This window comes from Stenotrophomonas sp. Steno-C18 (assembly GCF_056393195.1).
The window spans coordinates 376,249-401,315 of record NZ_JBWJOX010000003.1; the positions used below are offsets into that span (position 1 = coordinate 376,249).

The window sequence follows — 25,067 nt, forward strand, 5'->3', positions numbered from 1 at the left end:
CCCATGAGTTCGATCCTGCCCGTCATCCTGTCCGGTGGTTCCGGCACGCGCCTGTGGCCGCTGTCGCGCGAGGCCTATCCCAAGCAGTTCCTGCCGCTGACCGGCGAGCGCACCATGCTACAGGCCACCTGGCTGCGCGTGGCCGACGTCGCCGCGCATCCGCCGATCGTGGTGGCCAACGAATCACACCGCTTCGTCGCGGCCGAACAGTTGCAGCAGGCCGGCACCGCGCCGTCGGCGATCCTGCTCGAGCCGATTGGCCGCAACACCGCACCGGCCATCGCCGCCGCCGCGCTGGAAGCCCGTCGCAACGGCGATGACCCGTTGTTGCTGGTGCTGCCGTCCGATCACCTGATCAACGACATCACCCGTTTCCACCAGGCCATCGCCCAGGCCGCGACCATCGCCGAGCAGGGCAAGCTGGTCACCTTCGGCATCCAGCCCACCGCGCCGGAAACCGGCTATGGCTACATCAAGGCCGTGGCCGGTGATGGCCCGCGCGCGATCGAGCGTTTCGTCGAGAAGCCCGACCTGGCCACCGCCGAAACCTATGTCGCCTCCGGTGAGTACTACTGGAACAGCGGCATGTTCCTGTTCCGCGCCTCGCGTTACCTGGAGGAACTGGAACGCCTGCAGCCGCAGATCCTGACCGCGTGCCGCACCGCATGGGAAAAGGCACGCCGCGATACCGACTTCATCCGCCTGGACGCCGACGCCTTCAAGGCCAGCCCGTCCGACTCCATCGACTACGCGGTCATGGAAAAGACCGGCGATGCCGCCGTGGTGCCGCTGGATGCCGGCTGGAGCGACGTTGGTTCGTGGACCGCGCTGCGTGATGTCTCCGAGCAGGACGCCGACGGCAATGCGCATCGTGGCGACGTCATCGCCATCGACTGCCGAAACACCTTCGCCTATGGCGACCGGTTGATCGCGATGGTCGGGCTGGAGGACGTCATCGTGGTGGAGACCAATGACGCGGTGCTGGTCGGCAAATCCGACCGCATGCAGGAGGTCAAGGACGTGGTTGCCCAGCTCAAGGCCGATGGCCGCAGCGAGGCCACCTGGCACCGCAAGGTCTACCGCCCGTGGGGCGCCTACGACTCCATCGACCATGGCGAGCGTTTCCAGGTCAAGCGCATCACCGTCAAGCCCGGCGGTACGCTGAGCCTGCAGATGCACCACCATCGCGCCGAGCACTGGATCGTGGTCAGTGGCACTGCCGAGGTCACTCGTGGCGATGAGGTGCTGCTGCTCACCGAGAACCAGAGCACCTACATCCCGCTCGGCGTCACCCACCGCCTGCGCAACCCCGGCAAGCTGCCGCTGGAACTGATCGAAGTGCAGTCGGGCAGCTACTTGGGCGAAGACGACATCGTGCGTTTCGAGGACACCTACGGCCGCGCCTGAGCACGGCGTGGCGATGGCATGAAAAACCCCGGGATTCCCGGGGTTTTTCTTCTCACGTCATTGCCCGGAACGCAGCTCGGCAATCACCTTCCGCAGGCCGTCCTGCCAGGGCGGCAGCACGATATCGAAGTCGTGCTGCAGCTTGTGGTTGTCCAGCACCGACCACGACGGTCGCTTGGCCGGCGTCGGATACTCCGCGCTGGAAATCGCCTCGACCGCCGGCACCTTGGCCATCAGCCCGGCAGTCACCGCTTCGGCGAAGATCGCCTCCGCGAAACCGTGCCAACTGGTCTGCCCCGAAGCCGTCAGATGCCAGGTACCGGACAGCCCCCCCGGATGCTGCAGCGCCTTCACCGTAACCTCGGCGATCAAGGCCGCGCTGGTCGGCGTACCGATCTGGTCAGCCACCACGCGCAGCGCATCGCGCTCGGCGCCAACCCGCAGCATCGTGCGCAGGAAATTGCCACCGTGCGAGGCGTACACCCACGCCGTACGGAAGATCAGGTGCCGGCCACCGGCCGCACGCACCGCGGCTTCGCCATCGCGCTTGCTGGTGCCGTAGACACCCAGCGGCGCGGTCGGCTCGTCCTCACGGTACGGCGCCGTGCCCTGGCCATCGAACACATAGTCGGTAGAGTAATGCACCATCGGTACGCCGTGCGCTGCGCACCACCGGGCGATCACGCCCGGGGCCTGCGCGTTGGCGGCAAACGCGGCCTCCGGCTCCTGCTCGGCGCGGTCCACGGCGGTGTAGGCCGCCGCGTTGATCACTACGTCCGGACGGACGCGATCAAGCAAGGTCGTCAGGTGCTCCGGCTGGGTGAAGTCGGCCGTTTCGCAGTCGCGCCCATCGGGCAACCGGCCGCTGCGCGTGGTCGCCACGACCTCGTCCACGTCGTGCAACGCGCGCAGCAGTTCCTGGCCAACCTGGCCATTGCCACCGAACACCAGCACGGTCATGCGACGTAAACCGGAAGACGGTCTTCGGGGATGTCCTTCAGGAACGGCGCGGCCTCGTCCTTGCCGGACAGGGTCGGGTCGCTGATCGGCCAATCCACGGCGATGTCGGCGTCGTTCCAGCGCACGCCGGCGTCGAACTCCTTCAGGTACACCTCCGTGCACAGATAGCTGAATACCGCACGCTCGGACAACACGGCGAAGCCGTGTGCAAAACCTTCCGGGATCCAGAACTGGCGCTTGTTTTCCGCACTCAACACGACGGCTTCCCACTGACCGAAGGTGGGCGAACCACGGCGGATGTCCACCGCCACGTCGTAGACCTCCCCTTCCAGCACGCTGACCAGCTTGCCCTGCGGGCGCGGCCACTGGTAATGCAGCCCGCGCAGCACGCCCTTGCTCGAGGAAGAGACGTTGCTCTGCACGAACCGGTCCGGCAGGCCTGCGGCCTTGAAGCGCTCCGCATTCCAGGTCTCGAAGAAGAAGCCACGCTCGTCGCCAAACACCGCCGGCTCGATGACCACGCAGCCCGGCAACTTGGTTTCAATCACTTTCACGGAACAATTCCTCGTTCAACCAGCTTCTGCAGATACTGCCCATAACCGTTCTTTGCCAACGGCGCTGCCAGCGCCTCCAGCTGTTCACGGTTGATCCACCCCTGCCCGTATGCGATCTCCTCCGGGCAACAGACCTGCAGCCCCTGCCGGGTCTGGATGGTCTCGATGAAATTCGATGCTTCCAGCAGGGATTGGTGCGTACCGGTATCCAGCCATGCGTAGCCACGGCCCAGCGGCTCCAACTGCAACGTGCCTTCATCCAGATAACGCTGGTTGAGATCGGTGATCTCCAGCTCGCCGCGCGGTGAGGGCTTCAGCTGCGATGCGTAGTCACTTGCATTGCCGTCGTAGAAATACAGCCCTGTTACCGCATAATTCGAACGAGGATTCTCCGGCTTTTCCACCAGACCGACGACCTTTCCGCTCTTGTCGAATTCCGCCACGCCATAACGCTCCGGATCATTGACCCAATAGCCGAAAACGGTCGCACCCATGTCACGGGCACCCGCGCGCTTTAATACTTCGCGCAGACCAGTGCCATGGAAGATGTTGTCCCCCAAAACCAGGCAGCTCGGCTTTCCGGCGACGAACTCACGCCCGATCAGATAAGCCTGCGCCAAGCCATCAGGGCTCGGCTGGACGGCATATTGGATGTTCATGCCCCATTGCGAGCCATCACCCAGCAGATGCTGGAAGAGCGCCTGCTCGTGGGGCGTATTGATGATCAGCACATCGCGAATGCCCGCCATCATCAAGACGCTCAGCGGGTAGTAGATCATCGGCTTGTCATAGACAGGCAGCAACTGCTTGCTGACGCCCTTGGTGATCGGATAAAGGCGGGTACCGGAGCCACCGGCGAGGATGATGCCCTTGCGTTGCGTCATTTCTGTAATCCTTGTCGAAGCATCACGTCATTGCCGACCTGAATCCCGGACGGCGCCTGATCGATCACGCCACGGTTCCAATGCGCTGCAGGCGATAGCTGCCATCGAGCACGCTCTGGACCCACTCCTGGTTTTCCAGATACCAATCAACCGTGAATGCAATGCCCTGCTCGAATGTGTACTTCGGTTCCCAGCCCAACTCACGCTCCAGCTTGGACGCATCAATGGCATAGCGCCTGTCGTGACCCGGACGATCGGCCACGTAGGTGATCTGGCTGCTGCGCGACTGACCATCCGCGCGAGGTCGACGCTGATCCAGCAACGCGCAGATGGCCTGCACCACCTCGATGTTCTGCCGCTCGGAATTGCCCCCCACGTTGTAGGTTTCGCCCACCTTGCCCTTCGCCAACACTGTTCTGATCGCCTCGCAGTGGTCGGTCACGAACAACCAATCCCGTACTTGCCTGCCATCGCCATAAACCGGCAGCGGCTCCCCGGCCAACGCCTTGGCGATCACCAGCGGGATCAGCTTTTCCGGAAAATGGTAAGGGCCGTAGTTGTTGGAGCAGTTGGTGGTCAGCACCGGCAGGCCATAAGTGTGGTGAAACGCGCGCACCAGGTGGTCCGACGCGGCTTTCGATGCTGAGTAAGGCGAGTTCGGCGCGTAGGGGGTGGTTTCGCTGAACTTGCCGGTTTCCCCCAAGGTGCCATAGACCTCGTCGGTGGAGACATGCAGGAAACGAAACACCTGCGCTGCGCTGTCAGGCAACGCCTTCCAGTAGTCACGCACCGCTTCAAGCAGGCCGAGCGTGCCCACCACATTGGTCTGGATGAATGCACCTGGCCCATCGATTGAACGATCCACATGGCTTTCAGCCGCGAAGTTCAGCACCGCTTCCGGTTCGTACTCGGCAAGCAAGCGGGCAACCAGTGCTTGGTCACCGATATCCCCCTGGACGAACACATGGTCTGGATTTCCCTCAAGCTTCGCCAGCGTCTTCAGGTTGCCCGCATAGGTGAGTGCGTCCAGATTGATGACACGCACACCCTTGGCAACGGCCTCCAGAACAAAGTTGCCGCCGATAAAGCCGGCGCCGCCGGTCACAAGCCATGTGGTCACTCGATGGTTCTCCTGATATTCGGCCGCCAAGACCAGCGGGCCAATCGCACAAGGATATAACGAGCCCTCTTCCACAGCCTGCACGATTGCCAACAACACGCGCCAAGCACCCAATTGTCCGGACATAAAATGATGGACCGCAGTGCTCCATACGCATTCGCATGGAGCATGCTTCCCAGCTAGAATCGGGAAAAACCTTAACTCCCGGCCCGGCCGGCCCCCTCAGCAACCGAAGGACTCCGCAGCACATGAAAATCCTCGTCGCGTACAAGCGCGTGGTGGACTACAACGTCCGCATTCAGGTCAAGCCGGACGGCTCCGGCGTGGTGACCGATGGCGTCAAGCTGTCGCCGAACCCGTTCGACGAAATCGCCCTGGAAGAGGCCCTGCGCCTGCGCGACAAGGGGATCGCCACCGAGGTCGTGGTCGCTACCATCGCCCCGGCCGACGCTCAGGCGCACCTGCGCAATGGCTTGGCCATGGGCGCCAACCGCGCCATCCACGTGGTTACCGACCAGGCCATCCAGCCGCTGACCGCCGCCCGCACCCTGCTCAAGCTGGTGGAGAAGGAACAGCCGGACCTGGTGATCCTCGGCAAGCAGGCCATCGACGACGACGCCAACCAGACCGGCCAGATGCTGGCTACGCTGTGGGCGCGCCCGCAGGCCACCTTCGCCTCCAAGGTCGAGATCGCCGACGGCAAGGCCACGGTCACGCGTGAAGTCGACGCCGGCCTGGAGACGCTGGAAGTCGACCTGCCGGCGGTGATCACCACCGACCTGCGCCTGAACGAGCCGCGCTTCATCAAGCTGCCGGACATCATGAAGGCCAAGGCCAAGCCGCTGGAAACCCTGCAGCTGGCCGACCTGGGCGTTGAAGCCGCCGACACGTTCAAGACCACCCACTACGCCGCGCCGGCAAAGCGCAGCAAGGGCGTGATGGTGAAGGACGCCGCCGAACTGGTGGCTGCACTCAAGCAGAAGGGGTTGCTGTAATGGCCAAGATTCTCGTTATCGCTGAGCACCTGGACGGCAAGCTCAACAGCGCCGTCGCCAAGACCGTTTCGGCCGCTGCCGCCGTCGGTGGCGACATCGACGTGCTGGTGCTGGCCGCCGACCCGGCCGGCATCGCCGCCGAAGCCGCGCAGATCGCCGGCGTCAGCAAGGTGCTCACCCTGGCCAACCCGGCCAACGCCCATGCCCTGGCCCAGGTGCAGGCACCGCAGATCGCCAAGGCCGCCGCCGGCTACAGCCACGTGTTCGGCGCCTCGACCACCACCGGCAAGGACCTGGTCCCGGCCGTGGCCGCGCTGCTCGGCGTCAACCAGGTTTCCGACCTGATGAGCGTGGAAGGCCCGCACACCTTCAAGCGCCCGATCTACGCCGGCAACGCCATCATCACCGTGGAAGTGCCGGCCGACCAGTTGGTCGTGGCGACCGTCCGCGCGGCTTCGTGGCCGGAAGCGGCCAAGGGCAACAGCGCCCCGGTCGAGGCCATCAACGTTGATACCGCCCTGCCCTCGCACACCCGCTTCATCGGCCTGGCCGCCGGCAAGAGCGACCGCCCGGACCTGCAGAGCGCCAAGCGCGTGGTTTCCGGCGGCCGTGGCGTCGGTTCGGAAGAGAACTTCAAGGTGATCTACCAGCTGGCCGACAAGCTCGGTGCCGCCGTCGGTGCCTCGCGCGCCGCGGTCGATGCCGGCTACGTGCCCAGCGACATGCAGGTCGGCCAGACCGGCAAGATCATCGCCCCGGAGCTGTACATCGCCGTGGGCATCTCCGGCGCGATCCAGCACCTGACCGGCATCAAGGACGCCGGCACCATCGTGGCCATCAACAAGGACGGCGACGCGCCGATCTTCGAAGTGGCCGATATCGGGCTGGTGGGGGACCTGTTTGCCCTGCTGCCGGAGCTGGAAGCAGCGCTGTAAGCGAGCGCCAGAAAGTCCAAGCTGAACCTGGGAAGCAGCCTCTTACGAGGCTGTTTTCTTTAGGGACACAGTGAAAACCATCCACTCCGGCGCCAGCGTAGAATGCGCGGAGCAAGCGGTTCTTTTTTCCGGCTTGGCTGGTCAGAACGTTATTTCAAGGAGTGGCAGGCAACATGACGCGTCGCAAGAAGGTAATGGTAGTCTTCGGCACCCGCCCCGAAGCCATCAAGATGGCTCCGTTGGTCACGGCGCTGAAGAAGCATCCCGAGCTGGAAACCATCGTCGCGGTCACGGCCCAGCATCGTCAGATGCTGGATCAGGTACTGGAGTTGTTCGAGATCAAACCCGACGAGGATCTCAACGTCATGCAACCCGGCCAGACCCTCTCTGAACTAACGTCACGCATCGTGCAGGGCATGCAACAGCTCATTGCAAAGCATGCGCCTGACATGGTCCTTGTTCATGGCGACACCACCACCACGTTCGCCACGTCCTTGGCTGCGTTCTACCAACGCACCGCGATTGGTCATATTGAAGCCGGCCTACGCACCGGCAATCTGTATTCACCATGGCCAGAGGAAGCAAATCGCAGATTGACTGGCGTACTGGCCTGCCTGCACTTCGCTCCAACGCAGAAGTCTGCCGACAACCTGCGCGCGGAAAATGTTGACCCAAGCAGTGTCCATATCACCGGCAACACGGTGATTGATGCGTTGCTGGCCGTGGTTGAGAAGATCGAAAGCAGCACTGCCTTGAAGCGCGAACTTTCTGCCCGTTTCCCGTTTCTCGATGACTCCAAGCGCCTGATCCTTGTAACTGGTCACCGCCGTGAGAACTTTGGCGACGGTTTTGAGCAGATATGCCAGGCACTCAAGGAAATCGCTGCCCGCGGCGATACGCAGGTGGTGTATCCCGTGCACCTCAACCCCAATGTCCAGGAACCCGTCAAGCGCATCCTTGGTGATCAGGCGGCAGTACACCTTATTGAGCCGCAGGAATACCTCCCGTTCGTCTACCTCATGAGCCGCTCGCACATCATCGTCACCGACTCCGGCGGCATCCAGGAAGAAGCCCCTTCATTGGGCAAACCTGTGCTCGTGATGCGCGATACGACCGAGCGCCCGGAGGCTGTCGATGCAGGCACGGTGAAGCTCGTCGGTACCAACGCAAGCCGGATCGTCGCCGAAGTCACCGAATTACTGGACAACCAGACCGCCTACCAAACGATGTCAAAGGCACACAATCCGTATGGTGACGGCCTTGCCTCCCATCATGTCGTCGAACTGATTGCCCGCGTCCTGAGCTGATACCGAAGACCCCTGCCGACTATCCGCTGTCCTCGACGCATTGTGTGACGCGAGCCTGCCAGCACGCCATCTTCCCATCTCCGTGGTGTTCAGCATGCTGGCAGACTCGGGCGACTTGCGACTGCGGCCTTTCCACAACTGCCGCCGTGCCCGGATCGTCTGAACATGGGGTTGGCACTGCCCTGTCCTGGCAGAAACGGAGAGAAGATGAATGCCCGCGCACCTGCGGGCAGTCCGTCACCACCGCATGACCGGCTTTGGGTCCTGGCCACGTGCAATAGATCGCTTCCCTCTTCATCTCCTGAGACGGTATCTGCCTGTTCAATCTGGGGGGCCAGTCGCGGTTGGCCAGTTGCCGGCCCATAAACCCTGCCGGCAAAGCCACGGCCATACCCCCTCGGATGCCGGATCCGTCCGCAAATTACCCCCACGCAAGCCAGTGGCCCGGTTCTCCCTGCCGGAAGGCCTGCATTCTTCTTGATATGTCATTAAATGCGGTTAACCTTTCACGCACCCACCGTTGGGCCATCGGCGCTGATCCGCCTCCTTCAGAACGTCCCTCACCATGCATATCCGCCTCCCTGAGGTTGCCCCCTTCCGCTATGCGCTTCCTCTCGCGGCATTCGTCCTAACGGTCATTGGATATTTCAGCCAGTCGATCTTTGACCCCATGCAGGTCAAACCTCTCAAACTGCTGTTCCATATAGCCCTGATCCTCAACGCCATCGCCGCCCTTGTCTGGCTGCTGAAGCGTCAGATCCCATTGACCATCTTTGTCAGCGTCGCGTGGCTGGCCGCCTTGGTCTACTTCGCCGGACTGGGACCGAGCGCCGCCGTGCTCCTGCTCGCGGCCAGCGCGGTGGGGCTTGGCACACTGCTAGTTCCTGCCAACAGGAGCAGCCTGGCAGTTGTAGCCCTGTGTGGACTTGCACTGATAACCACGGTGATCAGTTGGTCTCTGCCTTTCCGCATTCACCATCCCTGGGTCTATTTCCTCGCTGGCTCCATCATCGTCGCGTTGCGACTTCAGCCCATCATTGATGCGGCGGCAAAAGGAAATCAGGAGTTCCAGAGGATTCTCCGCACCTATCCCTGGGCGGCGTTCCTCGTCGTCAATGTAGTGGGAGCGTGCTCCACCCCGCTCTGGCTGCCCACCATGCAGTCGGACGATATTGCCTACCACCTCGCCCTGCCTACCCAGCTCCAGCTCCTGTCCTACTACCGCATGGACATCGACGGCTCGATCTGGGCGCTTTCGCCTTGGGCGACCGACATCGTACAGGCCATTCCCCAGGTCCTCACCGGCACGGAGAGCCGCGGCCCCGTCAATCTGGTATGGATGCTATGTCTCTATGGAGGCATGTGGAGGCTGGGGCGCCAGCTCGGCCTTGCTCCTTCGCTCAACCTGCTGACCATCGCCTTGCATGCCAGCCTGCCGATATCCAGCTCGATGTTGGCGGGCATGCAGACCGAACTGCCAAGCTCGGCGGTGTTCATCAATCTTCTGTGCCAGATCGGCGGACGTCGCGTACTGAACGCAAGGACCTTGTCCAGCATTGCCATACTTGCAGGCCTGCTGCTGGCAATAAAGCTGTCCAATGCCCTGCTTCTGGCACCGGCAGCCCTTTGGCTTGTTGCTCGCCATCACCGCCAGTTCCCGTATCGAGGTCTGCCAGCGGCAGTCCTGTTGGGTGCATTTGTCGCGCTCCCCAGCTTTACCTATGCGGCGATCGTGGCTGGCAATCCCTTCCTGCCATTCCTGAACGGATACTTCGAATCCCCGTACCTGCCGATCAAGAACTGGACAGACACGTCCTGGCAACGCGACATCAACCTGATGTTGCCATGGCTGCTTACATTCAAGACGTCGGATTATCTCAGCGCCACCAATGGAGCCACTGGCTTCATCTACATATTCTGTGCCGCCGGCTTGTTTCCCGGGCTCTACTTCCGCCGGACCCGTGCGGTCACACTGGTCGCAGTTGGCGCATTTGCTGCAGTCTTTTCCCAGATCCAATATGTCCGGTACACACAGCCTGCGACAGTTGCGCTGCTGATTGCCGCCGCGACGGGCCTTCAACTGCTTGTTCGTGGAAGCAAGCCGCTCGCCATCGGCATGACAGTGCTATGCGCCCTCAACGTGAGTGTCGTCGGAAGCGGCTACTGGCATCTTCGCCATGGGGCCCTGAGGATGTTCATCAAGGATGGCCCGGTGGCGACACTGGATCACTTTGCTCCCCAGAGATCCATCGCGGCAATGCTCGCCGCATCGGGGGAGTCGAACATGCAGGTCATCTTTCATAATGTCGACTCACAGGGAAATGCCGAACTTGTCATTCCCACTCTGACCACATCCTGGTACAACCCCGATGTCGCCGCGGAACGCAGCGATGCCGATGCCGACCCGACCGGCAATACCTGGGCAGCCTTGATGGCGAATCACGGCACCACTCACCTGGTGACGAATCGGAACCAGATCACCCCTGGGCTGAAGGCAGCGCTGGGCACCGTGGGTGACGGCATCATTTACAGGGCTGGCGTCTACGACGTCTGGCGCATCAACTCCAGAACCGCGCTTACCTATGAAACCATCCACAGCGGCGATGACTACATCAAGCTGCGCTATCCCTCGTCAGTTCATCCCGGACTCGTCGCGATTGATGCCCAGTTCTCCTGCTCCCTCCCCGGCGAACCCATCGTAATCAGCATATCCTCGCGCAGCACCATGGGTGGCAAGGACCGCAACCTCCTTTCCCGATGGGCTGTATGCGGCCCGGACATGATTGCCAAGGGAAACATGGAGACATCCCTCACTGACCAGAGTCAGGTCATCTTGTTTACGGCTGTGCCACGCAAGCCCATGCATTTTGAGCTGCAACATATTTCCACCCATCTCAGCGCCAATAGCCCTGGTGCCTCCACCGACCCAGCGACACAACTGGTGCAGCAGATCACACGGTCGATCGGCTTTGACGAATCCAAGTGAGTAAACCGATTATGCGCCCCCATATTCTTCCCACCCCGTCCGTCGCCGTAGTGATTCCATGCTTCCGCGTGGGGAAGCTGGTGCTCGATGTCATCGCCCGTATCCCTGAATCGGTAACGGCCATTTATGTCATAGATGACTGTTGCCCCGTCGCCACAGGGCAGTTGGTGCAGCAGAGCTGCGACAACCCCAAGGTCAAGGTTCACTTCCACGAACAGAACCAGGGTGTCGGCGGCGCAGTGATAACCGGCTATCGTGCCGCTCTGCAGGATGGCCACGATATCGTCGTGAAGATTGACGGTGACGGCCAGATGGATCCCATTCTGATCGACGGATTCATTGCTCCCATCATCGAAGGTCGGGCGGACTACACCAAAGGCAACAGATTCCACCGGCTGCGCAATGTTCGGCGCATGCCTCCCGTACGCCTGTTCGGCAACGCGGCGCTCTCCTTCATGACCAAGCTCTCCAGCGGCTATTGGCAGGTATTCGACCCAACCAACGGCTACACGGCATGCCATCGCCTCGCTTTGCGGGAGCTGGACTTCGACACACTGTCACGCCGATATTTTTTCGAGTCTGACATGCTCTTCCAGCTCAACCAGGCAAGAGCCGTTGTAATCGACGTCCCCATGGTTGCAAAGTACGAGGACGAACCAAGCAGCCTCAGGCCATCGCGCATCCTGCTCCCGTTCATGCGCGGGCATCTGCGCAATACCGTGAAGCGCCTCTTCGGCAGCTATTTCCTTCGGGGTTTTTCTGTCGCTTCGGCTGAGTTGATCGCTGCAGGCCTGTTGATAGCGTTCGGCAGCATCTATGGCAGCCATGCATGGATACGCTCGATACTCGACGATGTGCCTGCCACTGCCGGTAGCGTCATGCTGGCGGCCCTGCCATTGATCCTCGGGATGCAGCTGCTGCTTTCCTGGCTGCACTTCGACGTTTCTTCCGAACCCAAGACTCCGTTGCAGCGGATCATAGGCAACTACCCGAGGAACTGATCGGCCGGTGCCCAGCATCCCCTGGGCACCGCGACACCGTCGCAGGGCGCTGCATCAGCTCGTTCTGGCGCAGGAGCGAGGCTAGAAGGAAAGCTGCAAGGATCGCCGCTTGAATCGAACGCTGGCGAATATTCGCCAGCAGCCAAATCCGAATCAATACCTGTCAGAAGGTCAACTGCCTGCGCCCTTGGCCGAACACCCTCCCGGCCCCGATCCGGGGCATCGATTGGCAACCCGCATCAGGTCGGCCTATCGCACGGAATCGGACGATGGAGCCGCGGCGGTGGCAGGGGACTGTGCGCAGCCCCCTGCCAGCTCTGATCGCGTACAGCGCCCCGCTCCCAACCTTGCCAGCGGAGCCTTCGCTGCCATTGATGCTTACTTCGCGGTGATCGTCAGCTTGCCGAACGCCACCGGTGCTTCATCCTCACACTGATAGCTGACCCGATGCTCGCCTTCTGCATGGATGAACTGTGGTGCAGCGTATGAAGCCGAAGCGCTGCCGCTTGCGACGACGATATCCGCCCGCTCATCGTCCACGAACAATACCGGATCTCCACGAACGCGGCGCACCTTGAACCAGAGCGCGGAGTTGCCGCTGGGCTGCTTGTTCATCGGCTGCCCCTTGGATCCAACCTGCGGCCCCCATGCTTCCACATCAAACACACAACCGTAGTGATCGCGGTTGATCGTCATGCCGTGCTTGCCCACGTTGGGCGTATCCCACATCTGCAGGGCGTACTGATGGCCCCATACGAGATCATCGCGCAGTGCCCTGAGCTCGTTCCGACTATCCCGTCCTGCTTCACAGGACTTGTCATCGTCACGGGAACACCTTCTCCAGCCCTCATTACCCGGAACCAGCATGGACGCAAGAAAGTTCCGGGTCCGCATGTCCGGATGGAGGATTGCTTCGGCGTGAGGCAGCGATACCTGCCCGGCAGTCGCCATTTCCACAATCTTTGGCGCCAACTCGTACAGTGGCTGGGTCCCCATCGACTTGGGCCCGTTCTTTCCGTCGATCACAATGAGCGGCGTAAGGCTCAGACGAGCGTAGCCTTCGGGCAAGGTCGTCCCACCCTCGCGCAAACCCGCAATTTCATAAGGATCAGGGGAAGAATCCAGCACGGGAGCATGGTCGCCAAAGATGACGATCAACGCGTCCGGATCCATATCCCGCAGTGCGTCAACGTAATCGGCAAGCGCCTCGGTGCTGTAGGAAATGGCATTCGCATAGTTCCCCAACGCCACTGCAGCCGGCGTCACCTGTATCCGATCCGGGCGCTTGGTTCTGTCCCGCTCGTAGGGGTAGTGCGAGCTGAGGCTGACGACATAGGAAAGATGAGGACGATCCTTCTTGAGGAGATTCAGTCGCGCGAGCGACTGGAACAACAACGATCGATCATTCAGGAACATTCCATCCCGATCGTCCATTTCAAATGCCTGATCAGGAAGATACTGTTCAAAACCTACCTTTGCGTAGGCCGTATCGCGGTTCCAGAAGGTCTTCTTGTACGGATGGCTTGCCGTCGTCAGATAGCCATACTGGCGCAGGACGGCCGGCATGCACGGCAGATCATTGGTGATGCCCTCGGAAAAAACTACTCGCCCGGCACCGGTGGCGGGCAAACCACACAGTACTTCGAACTCGGCATTCGCGGTTGCACCACCAAAAACCGGGCTCAGCACACCTGAACGCCCGCCAGCATTCCACCAGTCACGAATACGCCCATCCCATGGATCCGAGCTCATTTTGAAGCCATCCAGGGCAGTCACGTCCCAAAAGCTCTCCACAAGAATCAAATGGATGTTCCGCGCATGAGTCGGCATGGAGGATCCGCGCGCTTTGGTCGCCGCCAAGGCATGGGCCACCTTTGATCTGCTTGGAATCCTGTCATTGCGCATGTATCTGACCGCGTCGCTGGCCAGGTACAGGAACCCCCCGCGCTGCTTCAGCACGTCAACACGACTGACCCCGCTTTCGCTGCTGAGTATCTCGTCACCATTTACCAGCCAGACCGCACCCAGAATGGTAGCCACCAGCAAGGGCGGCAGGAGAAGCCACTTCAGGCGATTTTTCCCCGGCCACAGCCCCCAGAGCGCCAGGCCGAGCAGTACCACGATGCCGGCAACCGCTCCGGCAAGCCGCGCGCCCTCAAGCACGCCGAGCAAAGCCACCGCGGGCTTCAAGTCCGCAAGGCCCAGCGGCATACCGAGCATGATGCTCTTGACGCCATTGCCGGTGATGAAGAATGCGGCAAGAGCGAAGCCCAATGCCACTGTCGCAACCGTTCTCCGTGTCACCCAGTGCACAACAGCCATTACTGCAAACAGGAGCAGGGAGTCCCAGAACACCGCCAAGGGTGCGTAGCTGAACCCCACGATCAATCTGGCAGCGCATACCGCCAGCAGAACCATCAGTATCGATACAACAAGGGAAGCAGCCAGCTGCTTCCAGAGAGTCGTCCTCTCAAAATTCATCCACTTGCTCAACGCACTTCCCCCCCGAAGTAGTTCGTCGCCTTCATCGCGGCGAACGCCGGTAATCATGAGGAACCCAAGGGCCCCATTTGGCTTCATACAAAGCCCGATTTTTATCGAACAACGCCTGCTTCGCCTCAGCCTTCAGCTTGTTGAAACTGGCTGACAAGTGATGATGCACGAAGACGTCTTCAGCACATAGCCTGCTGAACCCCGCCTGCTCGAGGCGACGGCAATAGTCATCATCCTCAAAGAAGCCGACACCAAACTGCTCATCCAGCCCACCCACGCACTCATATGCCTGCCGGCTGAACATCACGCAGAAGAATGCACTGGTATGTATGGGAAATGACTGGCCGGCATGCCTGCGCGTGTACTCGCCGGCAAGTCTCAACATCTCATCCATCGATTCATAACTGATTTCGATACGAGCCTCATTGCCGATGTTGTTGGTAACCGGACCGACCAGACCCGCTTCCGGGTGGCGATGAAGTTGATTGCGCAGGGTACGCAGCCAGCCAGGCGTTACATAGGTATCGTTGTTGAGGACGACAAGATAGTCACCCTTTGCCACACGGAGCCCAACATTGTTGCCTGCGGAGAAGCCAAGATTGGCTTCATTGGGCAGGAACACCCGCCGGGGATCGTGCTTCACCCATTCCGCGAGAAACTCTCGGCTACCATCGGACGAGGCATTGTCCACCACGATGATCTCGAGGTTCCGGTAATCCGTATAGGACTCCAGGCTATGCAGGCATTGCTTGGTGTAATCGAGATTGTTGTAGGTAAGCACGATGATGCTGATCAACGGCTCAGCCAGGGAATCCAGCGCCTCATCCAGCGCTGCTGCACGGTGCAGCCAGGTCTGCCGTGAACCGAACTCCCTGCGAGGGGACTCCAGTGAAACATCCCCAACCGGCTCAGCCAAAGCCAGCTTGACCTGGTGCAGGAAACCCTCGTGGTCCCCGGCCAGCCGCACAAGCCCTTCAAACTGGCTCAACTCCGGCAGGTCAACCGATACGACCGGCTTGCCTGCGCTCAGGTATTCATAGACCTTGACGGGATTCGTGGCCAGCGTCAGTGGAATCACCTTGAATGGCAACAGGCATACATCAAAGCCGTACAGCCAGTAAGGTAGTTCGGCATAGGCGACTTCACCCACGAAACGGATGTTCTTCACATCGGAGACCGCCTCTGCGACGCCCGCCGTGTCACGCCCAACCATCAGCACGAGTGCGTCGGGATTGTCGCGCGCAACCTTGCGCAACAGATCCACATCAAACCATTCAGCGATGGCACCGTAGTAGCCGATCACACGGCGATGCTCCACGTCGGCAAACACCTTGGCCGGTCGGGACGAGAAGTGCTCGTACTCGGCCGCGTTGCGCACCATCGCAATACTGCGCGCCGAGGGGCTCAGCTCATCATGGAGCCACTGCGAGGTGACGATCAGCAAATCCGCTGTTCGGATCAGTTGATTCTCGCCGGACAGGATCTCGTCGGCATTGTCCTCGAATCCCCCATGGTGATCCATGCAGTCATAGACCAGCCTGCTGTTCGGAAGACATTGTGCCGGCTCCAACCAGTAGGGATGCTGGACAAAGGAAATGCAGCTCTCCGAACGGGTCCAGCCCAACAACGCGGCCAGACTGGAGCGGATCGCGTCCACGTCCGCCACCTTGGGCATTGCATGGTAGATCTGCGGCGAACCAGCCAGGTTCAAGTTGACCTGGAATAGCCTGCCCGACTCACCAAGAGGCTCAACTTTGAAGCCTGCAGCCGAACTATCGGCAAAGTTGTTGGATATGTAAAAGACGCGATGTCCCTTGGCTGCCAGCGCTGCAGCCAAGTGCTGAGGCCGCTGGATCCGGAAATTCCAATCGATCACGGCCCACACGAAAACGTCTGCAAGCGTGCCATCCGCCTTGGCCAGCTTCGGCAGACGGGAATAATCGACCTGCGCAGCGGGATCGACCACAGCCGCCTTGGCCGATGGTGACAGCAATTGCTTCAACCGCGCCTTGTCATTGGGGTCTACCCTGCCGGTACGGACTGTCCGGGCGCTGAAACGTGCCGCAGACTGCACCGGACGGGGCAATCGCTTGAACAGATGCCTGAGCTCATCAGCCGGATGAGACAACAGCCGACGCAGTACGCGGACTGGCCTTGTCACCCGCCAGGAGTTGCTTGCGTAAACCCCCTTCAGCTCCCGGTCCATCGATGCCATGCGCAATCGCGCGCGATGGTATGTCTCCGTCGGATCCTCATTTCCGCCTTCTGCTTCCGACCAGTACTCCGGCTCTGGCCCCACGTGCGCCACCACCTCCTCGCCCAGGCGTAGTGTCAACTTCAAGGCATGGTCAGCGTCAAAACGTTGCTCTTCAGCCATGCGACGCTGCGCCTCGGCTTCCACGCGTTGCGCTTCGGCTTCCAAGCGTTGTGCTTCGGCTTCCACGCGTTGTACTTCGGCGGCCGCCCGCTGGGTCCGTGCCTCCTTGCGCAGAGCGGACTCCTGTTCCACAAGCACAGCCTGGCGATGGACCAGCTGCCGTACCTCGTCAAGGACACGCCTGTTTTCCTTTGCAGCGTATTGCAGCGATTCCAGCAAGTGCGTACCTGCCAGTAGCGGCGCAATCACCTGCAGGGCATTCTCGAGCACGGCGGCATCCCGCCCATCCCGCGACACCAGATCCCCACGCCATGCTGGGCTGGCATTGGCCAGCGCCGTCTCCCGCACCAAGCGCCATCTATCCAGATCAACCCGAACCCCATCCAGAACGGTCAGTTGCTCCTTGTCAGCAGGCACACCTCCCCGAAGCCTCCCCAAGGCACCACCCAACTCCATGGCCAATTGCGCCACCGCGTCGGCCTGGCCGATCAGAGTACTGGCTGGCTCCTGCTGCAGCGTCAGGTCCTCCAGGTAAAGCCCTTGCTCTTTCAACCACGCAGGATCCGCCCATACCAGCAGAATCTGCTCACCGGGCCAGAAACAGGGTTGGTCACCACGCGTATCAACGGCACTGGCGTGGACAAGGACCTTGCCGTCGATCACCTGCGGGATGTTCTCCGGCATGAAGGAGGCATGATGCTCCTCAATACGAAGCCGTTCACGGTAGGGAAGCATGAGCACGACACAGTGACGCGCTCGCGCGGCAATGGAATCAAGAACCTTCCATGGCTCATGGAAGTGCTCCAGGGTATTCGAGCTGAAAAGTACGTCATACCTGCGCGTTGACGGCGACTGCCCCCCCTCAAGCCAGTCCTCACTGACAAAGCGCTGTCCAGGGAAGCGAAGCGCCGCATCTGCAATCGCCACCTGCGAGAAATCCACGCCTGTGAAATCCACGCCAGGCAGGCCCTGGGCGAGCTCATTGGTTCCGTCGCCCAATGCACAACCCCAATCGCACCAGGCCAGACGCTCGCGCTTGCTTGCCTGGACAAGCCATGCCGGCAGCACTTTCAGTGCCAGTGCACCGAAATAGCGGGATTGATCACGCCCGCCCAGCGTTTCCCAGTCCTCCCCAAACCGGTCATCCCAGTAGCCTTCCGAGTTGATGGCCTTGTCAGACACTGGATGCTCCCTTGTATACCTGCGTGATCTTCGGCTGATAGATACCGAAATGACGAAATTGACTGATGACGGAAAAAAAGCGAACGCCTTCGATGTATTCGTAATACTCCACAACAGCCCCTGCACGTCTTTCGACGGCAGCGACCAGGAAGTACTTGCCTTCCACCAGACCATTCACGAACTCGAATCCTATTTCCACCACCTGGCCGGCACGCCAATCGCTCGGCGGGGTCTTACCGGTGTCCGCCGTACTGGAAACGATGATGTCATGCCCGCGCAGATCCTTGATCGAGAACGCCACACAGAAGGTATCCGGGGTGTAATCGTCAGGAAGTGCAACCGCGAGTGTCACGGTGCAGGTCTCACCCCACCCCAGCATTTCGACGTCGGCACCGGTTCCCCCGGACAATGCCACTGCGCGGATCAGGCCGATCTGCTGCCCCCAATGTGCCAGGGGTTTGCCCTTGCCCATACTCGTGTCCGGAAGTGGGCTGACTGGCTCGTCCATCGGCAATTCCGCCTGCACATCAGGATGATCCTCCTCCGGTGCCTGAAGTGCCTCCGGGTCATCAGCGAAGATCGATTCCATGTAACGGGAACTGACCTGCAATACCGGCCCGATATCCTTCAGCGACCCACGCTCGAGCCACAGAGCGCGCTGGCACAGCGTGCGTACCGCAGCGACGTCATGGCTGACAAAGAGAACCGACGCGCCATCATCCTGGATCCGACGGATGCGCTTCATGCAGCGCGCCTGGAAGCGCGCATCACCGACCGCCAACGCTTCGTCCACCACCAGCACATCCGCATCAACGGAGGTGGCTACAGAAAAGGCGAGGCGCACGAACATGCCACTGGAGTAGGTCTTGGTCGGCTCGTCAATGTAGGCGCCGATATCGGCGAATGCGCAGATATCATCAAAGCGCGCCTCGATGGCTGCCTGGTCAAGCCCGAGAAGCCTGCCATTGAGGAAAACGTTCTCACGTCCAGTGAACTCGGGATTGAATCCCGCGCCAAGCTCCAGCAGCGCGGCAATGCGACCGGCAACCTGCACCTGCCCTTCAGTGGGAGTCAGCGTGCCGCACAGCATCTGGAGCATGGTGCTCTTGCCGGAACCATTGCGACCCATGACGCCAAGCGCCTCGCCACGCGGCACCTCAAAACTCACATGACGCAGCGCCCACACTTCCCGGCTGTGCTCCTTCGGCGCAAGCCCCAGCCCTTTCCTCAAGGGATCGGAGATCAGTTGCACCAACCGATCCACGGGCTTGGCAAACATGTCGTAGCGTTTGCCCAGCCCGTTTACGCGAATGATCGGCTCAGATGACATCTGCAAACCCCTTGCGGACATACTGAAACACCGCAAGCCCGCAGAACATGAGCAACAGCCCCACAGCAAACTGCCACAGCAGCAGGCTGTAGTTGGGCCAGACGCCAAAGATCAGGGTATCCCGCACCCCATCCATCACGCCGGTGATCGGGTTGAGTGTGACCACCTTGCGAAAAGAAGCCGGGACTGCGGTTATGGGATAGAACACCGGTGATAGAAAAAGCAGCATCGTCGTTGCAAGCGGCATGATCTGGCTCAGATCACGAAGATACACACCCAGTGCCGAAAAGAACCAGGTCAATCCCAGTGTGGCAAAAATCAGCGGTGCCACCACCAACGGAAATGCAACCGCTGTCACCGGGATGCTTCCCTTGAGCACAAGCATGGCCACCAGAAGAACCAGCAGACTGACCAGCATGTGGAACAACGCAGCCAGTGCGGCCGACAGCGGCAGGACTTCCAGAGGGAACACGACCTTCTTCACGAACTGCACATTCACCGTGATGAGTGCCGGCGCCTTGTTCAGGCACTCGGAGAAGAAGCCATACACGACCAACCCCGAGAACAGGATGAGAGCAAACTCCGAGGTCAGTGGCGTCTCACCAGCGGTTGTCGACCACCGGGAACGGAAAATCACGCCAAAAACGAAGGTGTAAACACCGAGCATCAGGACTGGATAGAAAAACGACCACGCCAACCCGATCACGGACCCTTTGTAGCGCGCAAATACCTCGCGCTTGGCCATTTCCCAGGCCAGGCTGAAACGTGCTGTCATCCTGCTCCCATCCTGCATCCGAGCGCCCCTGCTCAACCCAGCGCCCGTTCCAGATCCGCCCGCAGATCCACGACATCCTCCACGCCCACGCTCAACCGCACCAGCGCGTCGCTGATGCCGAGCTGCTCGCGACGAGCGACGGGGATGGATGCATGCGTCATCACCGCCGGGTGGTTGACCAGGCTTTCCACGCCGCCGAGCGATTCGGCCAGGGTGAACAGTTCGGTCCTCTCGCAGAAACGCTTGGCGGCTGCGAAGCCCCCCTTGAGCACGATCGAGACGATGCCGCCGAAGCCGTTCATCTGGGTTGCCGCCAGCGCGTGCTGCGGGTGCGAGGGCAGGCCCGGGTAGATCACCTTCTCGATGGCCGGATGGGTTTCCAGCCACTTGGCCAGTTCCAGCGCATTGGCGCAATGTGCCTTCATGCGCAGCGGCAGAGTCTTCAGGCCGCGCAGCGCGAGGAAGCTGTCGAACGGGCCCTGCACGCCACCGACGGAGTTCTGCAGGAACGCCATCTGCTCGGCCAGCTCGGCGTTGTCGCCGACCACGACCATGCCACCGACCATGTCGGAGTGGCCATTGAGGTACTTGGTGGCCGAATGCAGCACCAGGTCCGCCCCAAGTTCCAGTGGACGCTGCAGCATCGGCGAGGCGAAGGTGTTGTCCACCACCACGACCAATCCATGGCGCTTGGCGATGGCGGCCACCGCGGCGATGTCCACGATCTTCAGCATCGGGTTGGTGGGCGTCTCGATCCACACCATCTTCGTCTTCGGCGTGATCGCCGCTTCGAAGGCCGACAGGTCGGTCAGGTCGACGAAGCTGAAGTCCAGCCCGGCGGTGCGGCGACGCACCCGCTCGAACAGGCGGAAGCTGCCGCCGTAGATGTCGTCCATCGCCACCACGTGACTGCCAGCGTCCAGCAGCTCGATGACAGTGGAACTGGCAGCCATGCCCGAAGCAAAGGCGAAGCCACGCGAACCACCTTCCAGCGACGCCACGCAGCGCTCGTAGGCGAAGCGGGTCGGATTATGGGTGCGCGAGTACTCAAAACCCTGATGTTCGCCCGGGCTGGACTGCGCGTAGGTCGAGGTCGCGTAGATCGGCGGCATGACGGCGCCGGTGCTGGGATCGGGCGATTGCCCGCCGTGAATGGCCAAGGTGGCAAGCGACAAGCTGCGCTCGCCCTCCTGGCTGCGTGAGTGCTGATCCGTCATAAGTACTTCCAGCGAAAGGGGCGGAATTCTATCAGTCTGGCCTGAACCTGCCGTGGTGCCCTCCCCCTGGTGGGCACCACGCCAGAATCACTGAACCCTGCGACGCAGGTAGTTCAGCAGGTCGATACGGGTAATCAGGCCCAGGAAGGCGTCACCATCGGTGACGATGGCCACCTGGCCACGGTCGAACACCGGCAGCAGCGCCTCGATCGGCGACTTGACGTCCAGCCGGTCCAGCTTGCTCACCATCGCCACCGACACCGGGTCGCGGAAGCGGGCTTCGTCACCGTATACGTGCAGCAGCACGTCGCTTTCATCGATGATGCCGACCAGCTGGCTGCCTTCCATCACCGGCAGCTGCGACACGTCGTACAGCTTCATGCGCTGGTAGGCGGTGGTCAGCAGGTCGTTCGGGCCGACCACGACGGTGTCGCGCTGGCTGTAGGGGCGCAGGATCAGGTCACGCAGGTCGCCGTACTGCGGGCGCTCCAGGAAGCCGTTGTCCAGCATCCAGTAGTCGTTGTACATCTTGGACAGGTACTTGTTGCCGGTGTCCGGCACCAGTACCAGCACCTTCTTCGGCGTGGTCTGCTCGCGGCAGTACTTCAGCGCGGCGGCCAGCAGGGTGCCGGTCGAGGAGCCCCCCAGGATGCCTTCCTTGCCCAGCAGTTCACGCGCGGTATGGAAGCTCTCCGCATCGCTGATCGCATAGGCCTTCCTGACCCGGCTGAAGTCGGAGATGTCCGGCAGGAAGTCCTCGCCGATGCCTTCGACCAGCCAACTGCCGGACTTTTCGTTCAGGGTGCCGTCGTTGATGTATTCGGCCAGGATCGACCCGACCGGGTCGGCCAGCACCAGTTCGGTGTTCGGCGAAAGCTTTGCGAAGGCGCGCGAGAGGCCGGTCATGGTGCCGGAGCTGCCGCAACCGAACACGATCGCGTCCAGGTCACCGCCCATCTGTTCGATGATTTCCGGGCCGGTGCCGAACTCGTGGGCGGCCGGGTTGTCCGGGTTGCCGAACTGGTTGATGAAATAGGCGCCCGGGGTCTGCTCGGCCACGGTCTTGGCCAGGTCCTGGTAGTACTCCGGGTGGCCCTTGGCGACGTCCGAACGGGTCAGCACCACGTCGGCACCCATCGCCTTGAGGTTGAAGATCTTCTCCCGGCTCATCTTGTCCGGGACCACCAGGATCAGCTTGTAGCCCTTCTGCTGGGCCACCAGTGCCAGGCCCAGGCCGGTATTGCCGGCGGTGCCTTCCACCAGCGTCGCGCCGGGCTTGAGGTCGCCGCGCTTCTCGGCGGCCTCGATCATCGACAGGCCGATGCGGTCCTTGATCGATCCACCCGGGTTCGAACTCTCCAGCTTCAGGTACAGCTCGCACACGCCGGCATCCAGGCGCTGGGCCTTGATGATGGGCGTGTTGCCGATGAGTTCGAGGACGGAGGAGTGGATTGCCATGTGTCGGATTCGGATCACGCCGTCAAGCGGCTGGACCCTCGATTATCCGATGGATATGCCAGAAAGTCAGGCAAACCGTCCGAAATGCTGCAGGTACATGAATGCGCATGGACCGCTGGCGCGGACAATGACGGCCGACGAGGAGGCCGCCATCGCCCGCGACATGACGGTCAAACGCGGGGGAGCGTCAGTTGGGTCGGTTCTCGTACATCCTCAGGAGTCGTTGCTTTGCCAGCAGCTTCTCCCGCTTCATCTGCCCCAGTGTGCCATCGCTGATGGGTAGCACTCCCAGTTCCGCATCCATGCACTTCTTGTTCAGCTTCTTGTGCTGTTGGTAGAGCTGCTTGAACTCGGGGTTGGCCTTCATCAAGGCTTCGATTTCACTCTGCGGCTGCCCTTCAAACATGACTTACCTCCTCATGCAGAAACAAGAACGCCCCGGCCTTGACGGCACGGGGCGTTGCAGGATGGAGCGCCGGGCCCGCATGCGACGGAACCACCCGGGATCATCCGGTCGACCGACCGGAAGCCTTCGGAACCTGGTTCGCGCCTGGATTGCACCGGCTCGGCCCTCCGCTGTCCGGGTGGCGGAAGTACCACCCGGACAATTGACCCTACGCCTGCAAAAAGGTTCCGGCAAGGGCTCAATCCATGCAGTGGCTGAATCAGCGATTTGACGCACATTCAGCCGGAGGCAGACAACAAAAACCTAACAATCTCAGCCAGTTAGGTTTATCAAGGCGCAACAATGACCTCGGCCGAGCGCGCCCGCGTGGAGGCGGCCTTCCTGCCGGTGACCTGGATGCGGTTGGCGGCCACCCCAGCGGCGACCAGGGCGTCCTTCAGCGCCTGCGCGCGGCGCTGGCCGACCCCGTTGGCGCTGTCGTAGGCCTCGATGGTCACCCGCCCCTTCTTGCCGATGTTCAGGTACTCGGCCAATGCCTTGGCCTGGTTGCCCGCGCCTGCCGACAGCGCAGCCTGGCCGGCGGCGAAAGCGTCGCCGGCGAAGGTGAACACCTCACCGCGGTTGTCGAACTTCGAGCCCGGCAGGCGCTGCCCGGACACCAGCTCGGCTTCCTCGCGGGCCAGCTTGGCCGCGTTCTGCTGGGCCGCGCTCAGGCGCTGCTGCTGGCGGCCGGCGACGCTGGTCAGCGCGGTTTCGGCGTCCTGGCGGGCCAGGGTCTCCGCTTCGGCCGCCTGGCGCAGGCGTTCGGCCTCCTCGGCCTGGATCTGGGTCTGCACGCGCAACCGCTCGGCCTCCTGCCGGGCACGCAGCGCATCGCGGCGGCTGGCCTCGATCAGCAGCTCGCTGCGGGTGCGTTCGAGCTCCTCGATCTCACGGCGGGCCAACGCGGTACGCGCGGCCGCCTCGGCGATCGCCACCCGGCGTTCGGCCAGGTAACGGGCATTGTCCAGGTCCTTGCGCTTGGCCTTGGCCAGCGCGCCGATGGCCTGCTGGGCCTGCAGCTTCTCGTAGGCGGCGACCTCGGCGGTACGCATGTCCGCCTGCAACGCCACCAGCCGCTGGTTCAGCCCGGCCACGGCCGGATCCTCGGCGGCCACGGCCGCCATCGGCAGGGCCAGTAGCCCGACCACCACCAGATTCCTCAGTGCCATCACCGGCCCTCCCCCGTTGCCAGTTGCCGTTGCAGTTGCTCGACCTCGGCCTTGCGCTGGGCCAGCTGGGCCTGCGCGACCGATTCCTCGCTCTGCACCCGGGCCAGGTCGGCGTCGGCGGCGGCACGCTGGGCCAGCACCGGGGCCTGCTTGCGCTCGCGGCGATCCAGCGCGGCGCGCTGGGCCTGTTCCAGTTGCTGGCGGGCCATGGCCATGGTGTCGGGGGCGTACTGGTCGGCGTCGGCGCGGTCAGCGCGTTCCACCGCCTGCTGCGCGGCCATCAGGTCGGCCGAGGCCGGGTCCTGCGCCAACGCGGCACCGCAGAACAGCGCGGTTGCGCAGGCCGTCACATACAGGATTCGTCTTAAGTGTGCGAAGCTAGCTTTCATTGGGGAGCCGTTGCCGGAGTGACTGAGCGCGGCCATTGTGGTCAAGCCTATGGCGTGCTTGCAACGGCACGCTGCCGTTT

At 61.8% G+C, this 25,067-nt stretch carries 19 protein-coding genes; 6 read left to right on the forward strand and 13 right to left on the reverse strand.

The window, feature by feature from the left end; all coding sequences use genetic code 11:
* Positions 1-3: 3 nt before the first annotated feature.
* Complete coding sequence (locus tag AC06FE_RS08960) at positions 4-1,407, forward strand: mannose-1-phosphate guanylyltransferase/mannose-6-phosphate isomerase (RefSeq protein WP_478072840.1); 1,404 nt, start codon at positions 4-6, stop codon at positions 1,405-1,407.
* Between the two features lie 57 nt (positions 1,408-1,464).
* On the opposite strand, the gene rfbD is transcribed toward AC06FE_RS08960, so the two are convergent.
* From rfbD to rfbB, 4 genes are all read right to left on the reverse strand, one after another.
* Positions 1,465-2,367, reverse strand: coding sequence for a dTDP-4-dehydrorhamnose reductase (gene rfbD / locus AC06FE_RS08965; protein WP_478072841.1), 903 nt, complete (start codon positions 2,365-2,367; stop codon positions 1,465-1,467).
* A complete protein-coding gene (gene rfbC, locus AC06FE_RS08970) occupies positions 2,364-2,921 on the reverse strand; it encodes a dTDP-4-dehydrorhamnose 3,5-epimerase (protein WP_478072842.1) in 558 nt (185 codons plus the stop codon). Before rfbC ends, rfbD begins: the two co-directional genes overlap by 4 nt.
* Positions 2,918-3,805 carry a glucose-1-phosphate thymidylyltransferase RfbA gene (gene rfbA, locus AC06FE_RS08975; RefSeq protein WP_478072843.1) on the reverse strand — a complete coding sequence of 296 codons (888 nt, stop codon included), beginning with the start codon at positions 3,803-3,805 and terminating at the stop codon, positions 2,918-2,920. The genes rfbC and rfbA overlap by 4 nt, the downstream gene beginning before the upstream one ends.
* A gap of 64 nt (positions 3,806-3,869) precedes the next feature.
* Positions 3,870-4,925 (reverse strand): dTDP-glucose 4,6-dehydratase, encoded by a 1,056-nt coding sequence (gene rfbB / locus AC06FE_RS08980; RefSeq protein WP_192287937.1) that lies wholly within the window; start codon positions 4,923-4,925, stop codon positions 3,870-3,872.
* A gap of 248 nt (positions 4,926-5,173) precedes the next feature.
* Between rfbB and AC06FE_RS08985 the strand changes: the two genes are divergently transcribed.
* The 5 genes from AC06FE_RS08985 to AC06FE_RS09005 all read left to right on the forward strand — a co-directional run bounded on the left by AC06FE_RS08985 (position 5,174) and on the right by AC06FE_RS09005 (position 12,149).
* The gene (locus AC06FE_RS08985) at positions 5,174-5,920 is read left to right on the forward strand and encodes an electron transfer flavoprotein subunit beta/FixA family protein (RefSeq protein ID WP_057627298.1); all 747 of its coding nucleotides are present in this window, start codon (positions 5,174-5,176) and stop codon (positions 5,918-5,920) included.
* On the forward strand, positions 5,920-6,855 hold the full coding sequence (locus tag AC06FE_RS08990; protein ID WP_478072844.1) for an electron transfer flavoprotein subunit alpha/FixB family protein: 936 nt from the start codon (positions 5,920-5,922) through the stop codon (positions 6,853-6,855). Before AC06FE_RS08985 ends, AC06FE_RS08990 begins: the two co-directional genes overlap by 1 nt.
* Positions 6,856-7,028: 173 nt before the next feature.
* Positions 7,029-8,162: a non-hydrolyzing UDP-N-acetylglucosamine 2-epimerase gene (gene wecB / locus AC06FE_RS08995; RefSeq protein ID WP_192287707.1), complete on the forward strand. Its 1,134-nt coding sequence runs from the start codon at positions 7,029-7,031 to the stop codon at positions 8,160-8,162.
* A gap of 565 nt (positions 8,163-8,727) precedes the next feature.
* Complete coding sequence (locus AC06FE_RS09000) at positions 8,728-11,148, forward strand: hypothetical protein (RefSeq protein ID WP_478072845.1); 2,421 nt, start codon at positions 8,728-8,730, stop codon at positions 11,146-11,148.
* Between the two features lie 11 nt (positions 11,149-11,159).
* Complete coding sequence (locus AC06FE_RS09005) at positions 11,160-12,149, forward strand: glycosyltransferase family 2 protein (RefSeq protein WP_192287938.1); 990 nt, start codon at positions 11,160-11,162, stop codon at positions 12,147-12,149.
* Positions 12,150-12,527: 378 nt separating this feature from the next.
* On the opposite strand, the gene AC06FE_RS09010 is transcribed toward AC06FE_RS09005, so the two are convergent.
* The 9 genes from AC06FE_RS09010 to AC06FE_RS09050 all read right to left on the reverse strand — a co-directional run bounded on the left by AC06FE_RS09010 (position 12,528) and on the right by AC06FE_RS09050 (position 24,987).
* A complete protein-coding gene (locus tag AC06FE_RS09010) occupies positions 12,528-14,642 on the reverse strand; it encodes an LTA synthase family protein (RefSeq protein ID WP_192287709.1) in 2,115 nt (704 codons plus the stop codon).
* A gap of 31 nt (positions 14,643-14,673) precedes the next feature.
* Positions 14,674-18,201 carry a glycosyltransferase gene (locus AC06FE_RS09015; protein ID WP_478072846.1) on the reverse strand — a complete coding sequence of 1,176 codons (3,528 nt, stop codon included), beginning with the start codon at positions 18,199-18,201 and terminating at the stop codon, positions 14,674-14,676.
* Positions 18,194-19,531 carry an ABC transporter ATP-binding protein gene (locus AC06FE_RS09020; protein ID WP_192287711.1) on the reverse strand — a complete coding sequence of 446 codons (1,338 nt, stop codon included), beginning with the start codon at positions 19,529-19,531 and terminating at the stop codon, positions 18,194-18,196. The genes AC06FE_RS09015 and AC06FE_RS09020 overlap by 8 nt, the downstream gene beginning before the upstream one ends.
* On the reverse strand, positions 19,521-20,306 hold the full coding sequence (locus AC06FE_RS09025) for an ABC transporter permease (protein ID WP_225591816.1): 786 nt from the start codon (positions 20,304-20,306) through the stop codon (positions 19,521-19,523). The genes AC06FE_RS09020 and AC06FE_RS09025 overlap by 11 nt, the downstream gene beginning before the upstream one ends.
* Before the next feature lie 32 nt (positions 20,307-20,338).
* Positions 20,339-21,523 carry a cystathionine gamma-synthase gene (locus AC06FE_RS09030; protein ID WP_478072847.1) on the reverse strand — a complete coding sequence of 395 codons (1,185 nt, stop codon included), beginning with the start codon at positions 21,521-21,523 and terminating at the stop codon, positions 20,339-20,341.
* A gap of 87 nt (positions 21,524-21,610) precedes the next feature.
* On the reverse strand, positions 21,611-22,981 hold the full coding sequence (locus AC06FE_RS09035; protein WP_478072848.1) for a pyridoxal-phosphate dependent enzyme: 1,371 nt from the start codon (positions 22,979-22,981) through the stop codon (positions 21,611-21,613).
* Between the two features lie 187 nt (positions 22,982-23,168).
* A complete protein-coding gene (locus tag AC06FE_RS09040) occupies positions 23,169-23,387 on the reverse strand; it encodes an HP1242/YdcH family protein (RefSeq protein ID WP_132865713.1) in 219 nt (72 codons plus the stop codon).
* 329 nt (positions 23,388-23,716) lie between these two features.
* On the reverse strand, positions 23,717-24,598 hold the full coding sequence (locus tag AC06FE_RS09045) for an OmpA family protein (protein WP_132865714.1): 882 nt from the start codon (positions 24,596-24,598) through the stop codon (positions 23,717-23,719).
* Positions 24,598-24,987, reverse strand: coding sequence for a DUF4398 domain-containing protein (locus AC06FE_RS09050; RefSeq protein WP_132865715.1), 390 nt, complete (start codon positions 24,985-24,987; stop codon positions 24,598-24,600). Before AC06FE_RS09050 ends, AC06FE_RS09045 begins: the two co-directional genes overlap by 1 nt.
* Positions 24,988-25,067: the final 80 nt, after the last annotated feature.

What these genes read in the sequence shown, in the direction of transcription:
- AC06FE_RS08960 (WP_478072840.1), top strand. Translation starts at nt 4, where the DNA reads ATGAGTTCGATCCTGCCCGTCATCCTGTCCGGTGGTTCCGGCACGCGC.
- AC06FE_RS09030 (WP_478072847.1), bottom strand. Translation starts at nt 21,523, where the DNA reads ATGACGGATCAGCACTCACGCAGCCAGGAGGGCGAGCGCAGCTTGTCG.
- AC06FE_RS09035 (WP_478072848.1), bottom strand. Translation starts at nt 22,981, where the DNA reads ATGGCAATCCACTCCTCCGTCCTCGAACTCATCGGCAACACGCCCATC.
- AC06FE_RS09050 (WP_132865715.1), bottom strand. Translation starts at nt 24,987, where the DNA reads ATGAAAGCTAGCTTCGCACACTTAAGACGAATCCTGTATGTGACGGCC.
- AC06FE_RS08985 (WP_057627298.1), top strand. Translation starts at nt 5,174, where the DNA reads ATGAAAATCCTCGTCGCGTACAAGCGCGTGGTGGACTACAACGTCCGC.
- AC06FE_RS09000 (WP_478072845.1), top strand. Translation starts at nt 8,728, where the DNA reads ATGCATATCCGCCTCCCTGAGGTTGCCCCCTTCCGCTATGCGCTTCCT.
- AC06FE_RS08990 (WP_478072844.1), top strand. Translation starts at nt 5,920, where the DNA reads ATGGCCAAGATTCTCGTTATCGCTGAGCACCTGGACGGCAAGCTCAAC.
- AC06FE_RS09045 (WP_132865714.1), bottom strand. Translation starts at nt 24,598, where the DNA reads ATGGCACTGAGGAATCTGGTGGTGGTCGGGCTACTGGCCCTGCCGATG.
- AC06FE_RS09005 (WP_192287938.1), top strand. Translation starts at nt 11,160, where the DNA reads ATGCGCCCCCATATTCTTCCCACCCCGTCCGTCGCCGTAGTGATTCCA.
- AC06FE_RS09040 (WP_132865713.1), bottom strand. Translation starts at nt 23,387, where the DNA reads ATGTTTGAAGGGCAGCCGCAGAGTGAAATCGAAGCCTTGATGAAGGCC.
- AC06FE_RS09025 (WP_225591816.1), bottom strand. Translation starts at nt 20,306, where the DNA reads ATGACAGCACGTTTCAGCCTGGCCTGGGAAATGGCCAAGCGCGAGGTA.
- wecB (WP_192287707.1), top strand. Translation starts at nt 7,029, where the DNA reads ATGACGCGTCGCAAGAAGGTAATGGTAGTCTTCGGCACCCGCCCCGAA.
- rfbA (WP_478072843.1), bottom strand. Translation starts at nt 3,805, where the DNA reads ATGACGCAACGCAAGGGCATCATCCTCGCCGGTGGCTCCGGTACCCGC.
- rfbD (WP_478072841.1), bottom strand. Translation starts at nt 2,367, where the DNA reads ATGACCGTGCTGGTGTTCGGTGGCAATGGCCAGGTTGGCCAGGAACTG.
- AC06FE_RS09020 (WP_192287711.1), bottom strand. Translation starts at nt 19,531, where the DNA reads ATGTCATCTGAGCCGATCATTCGCGTAAACGGGCTGGGCAAACGCTAC.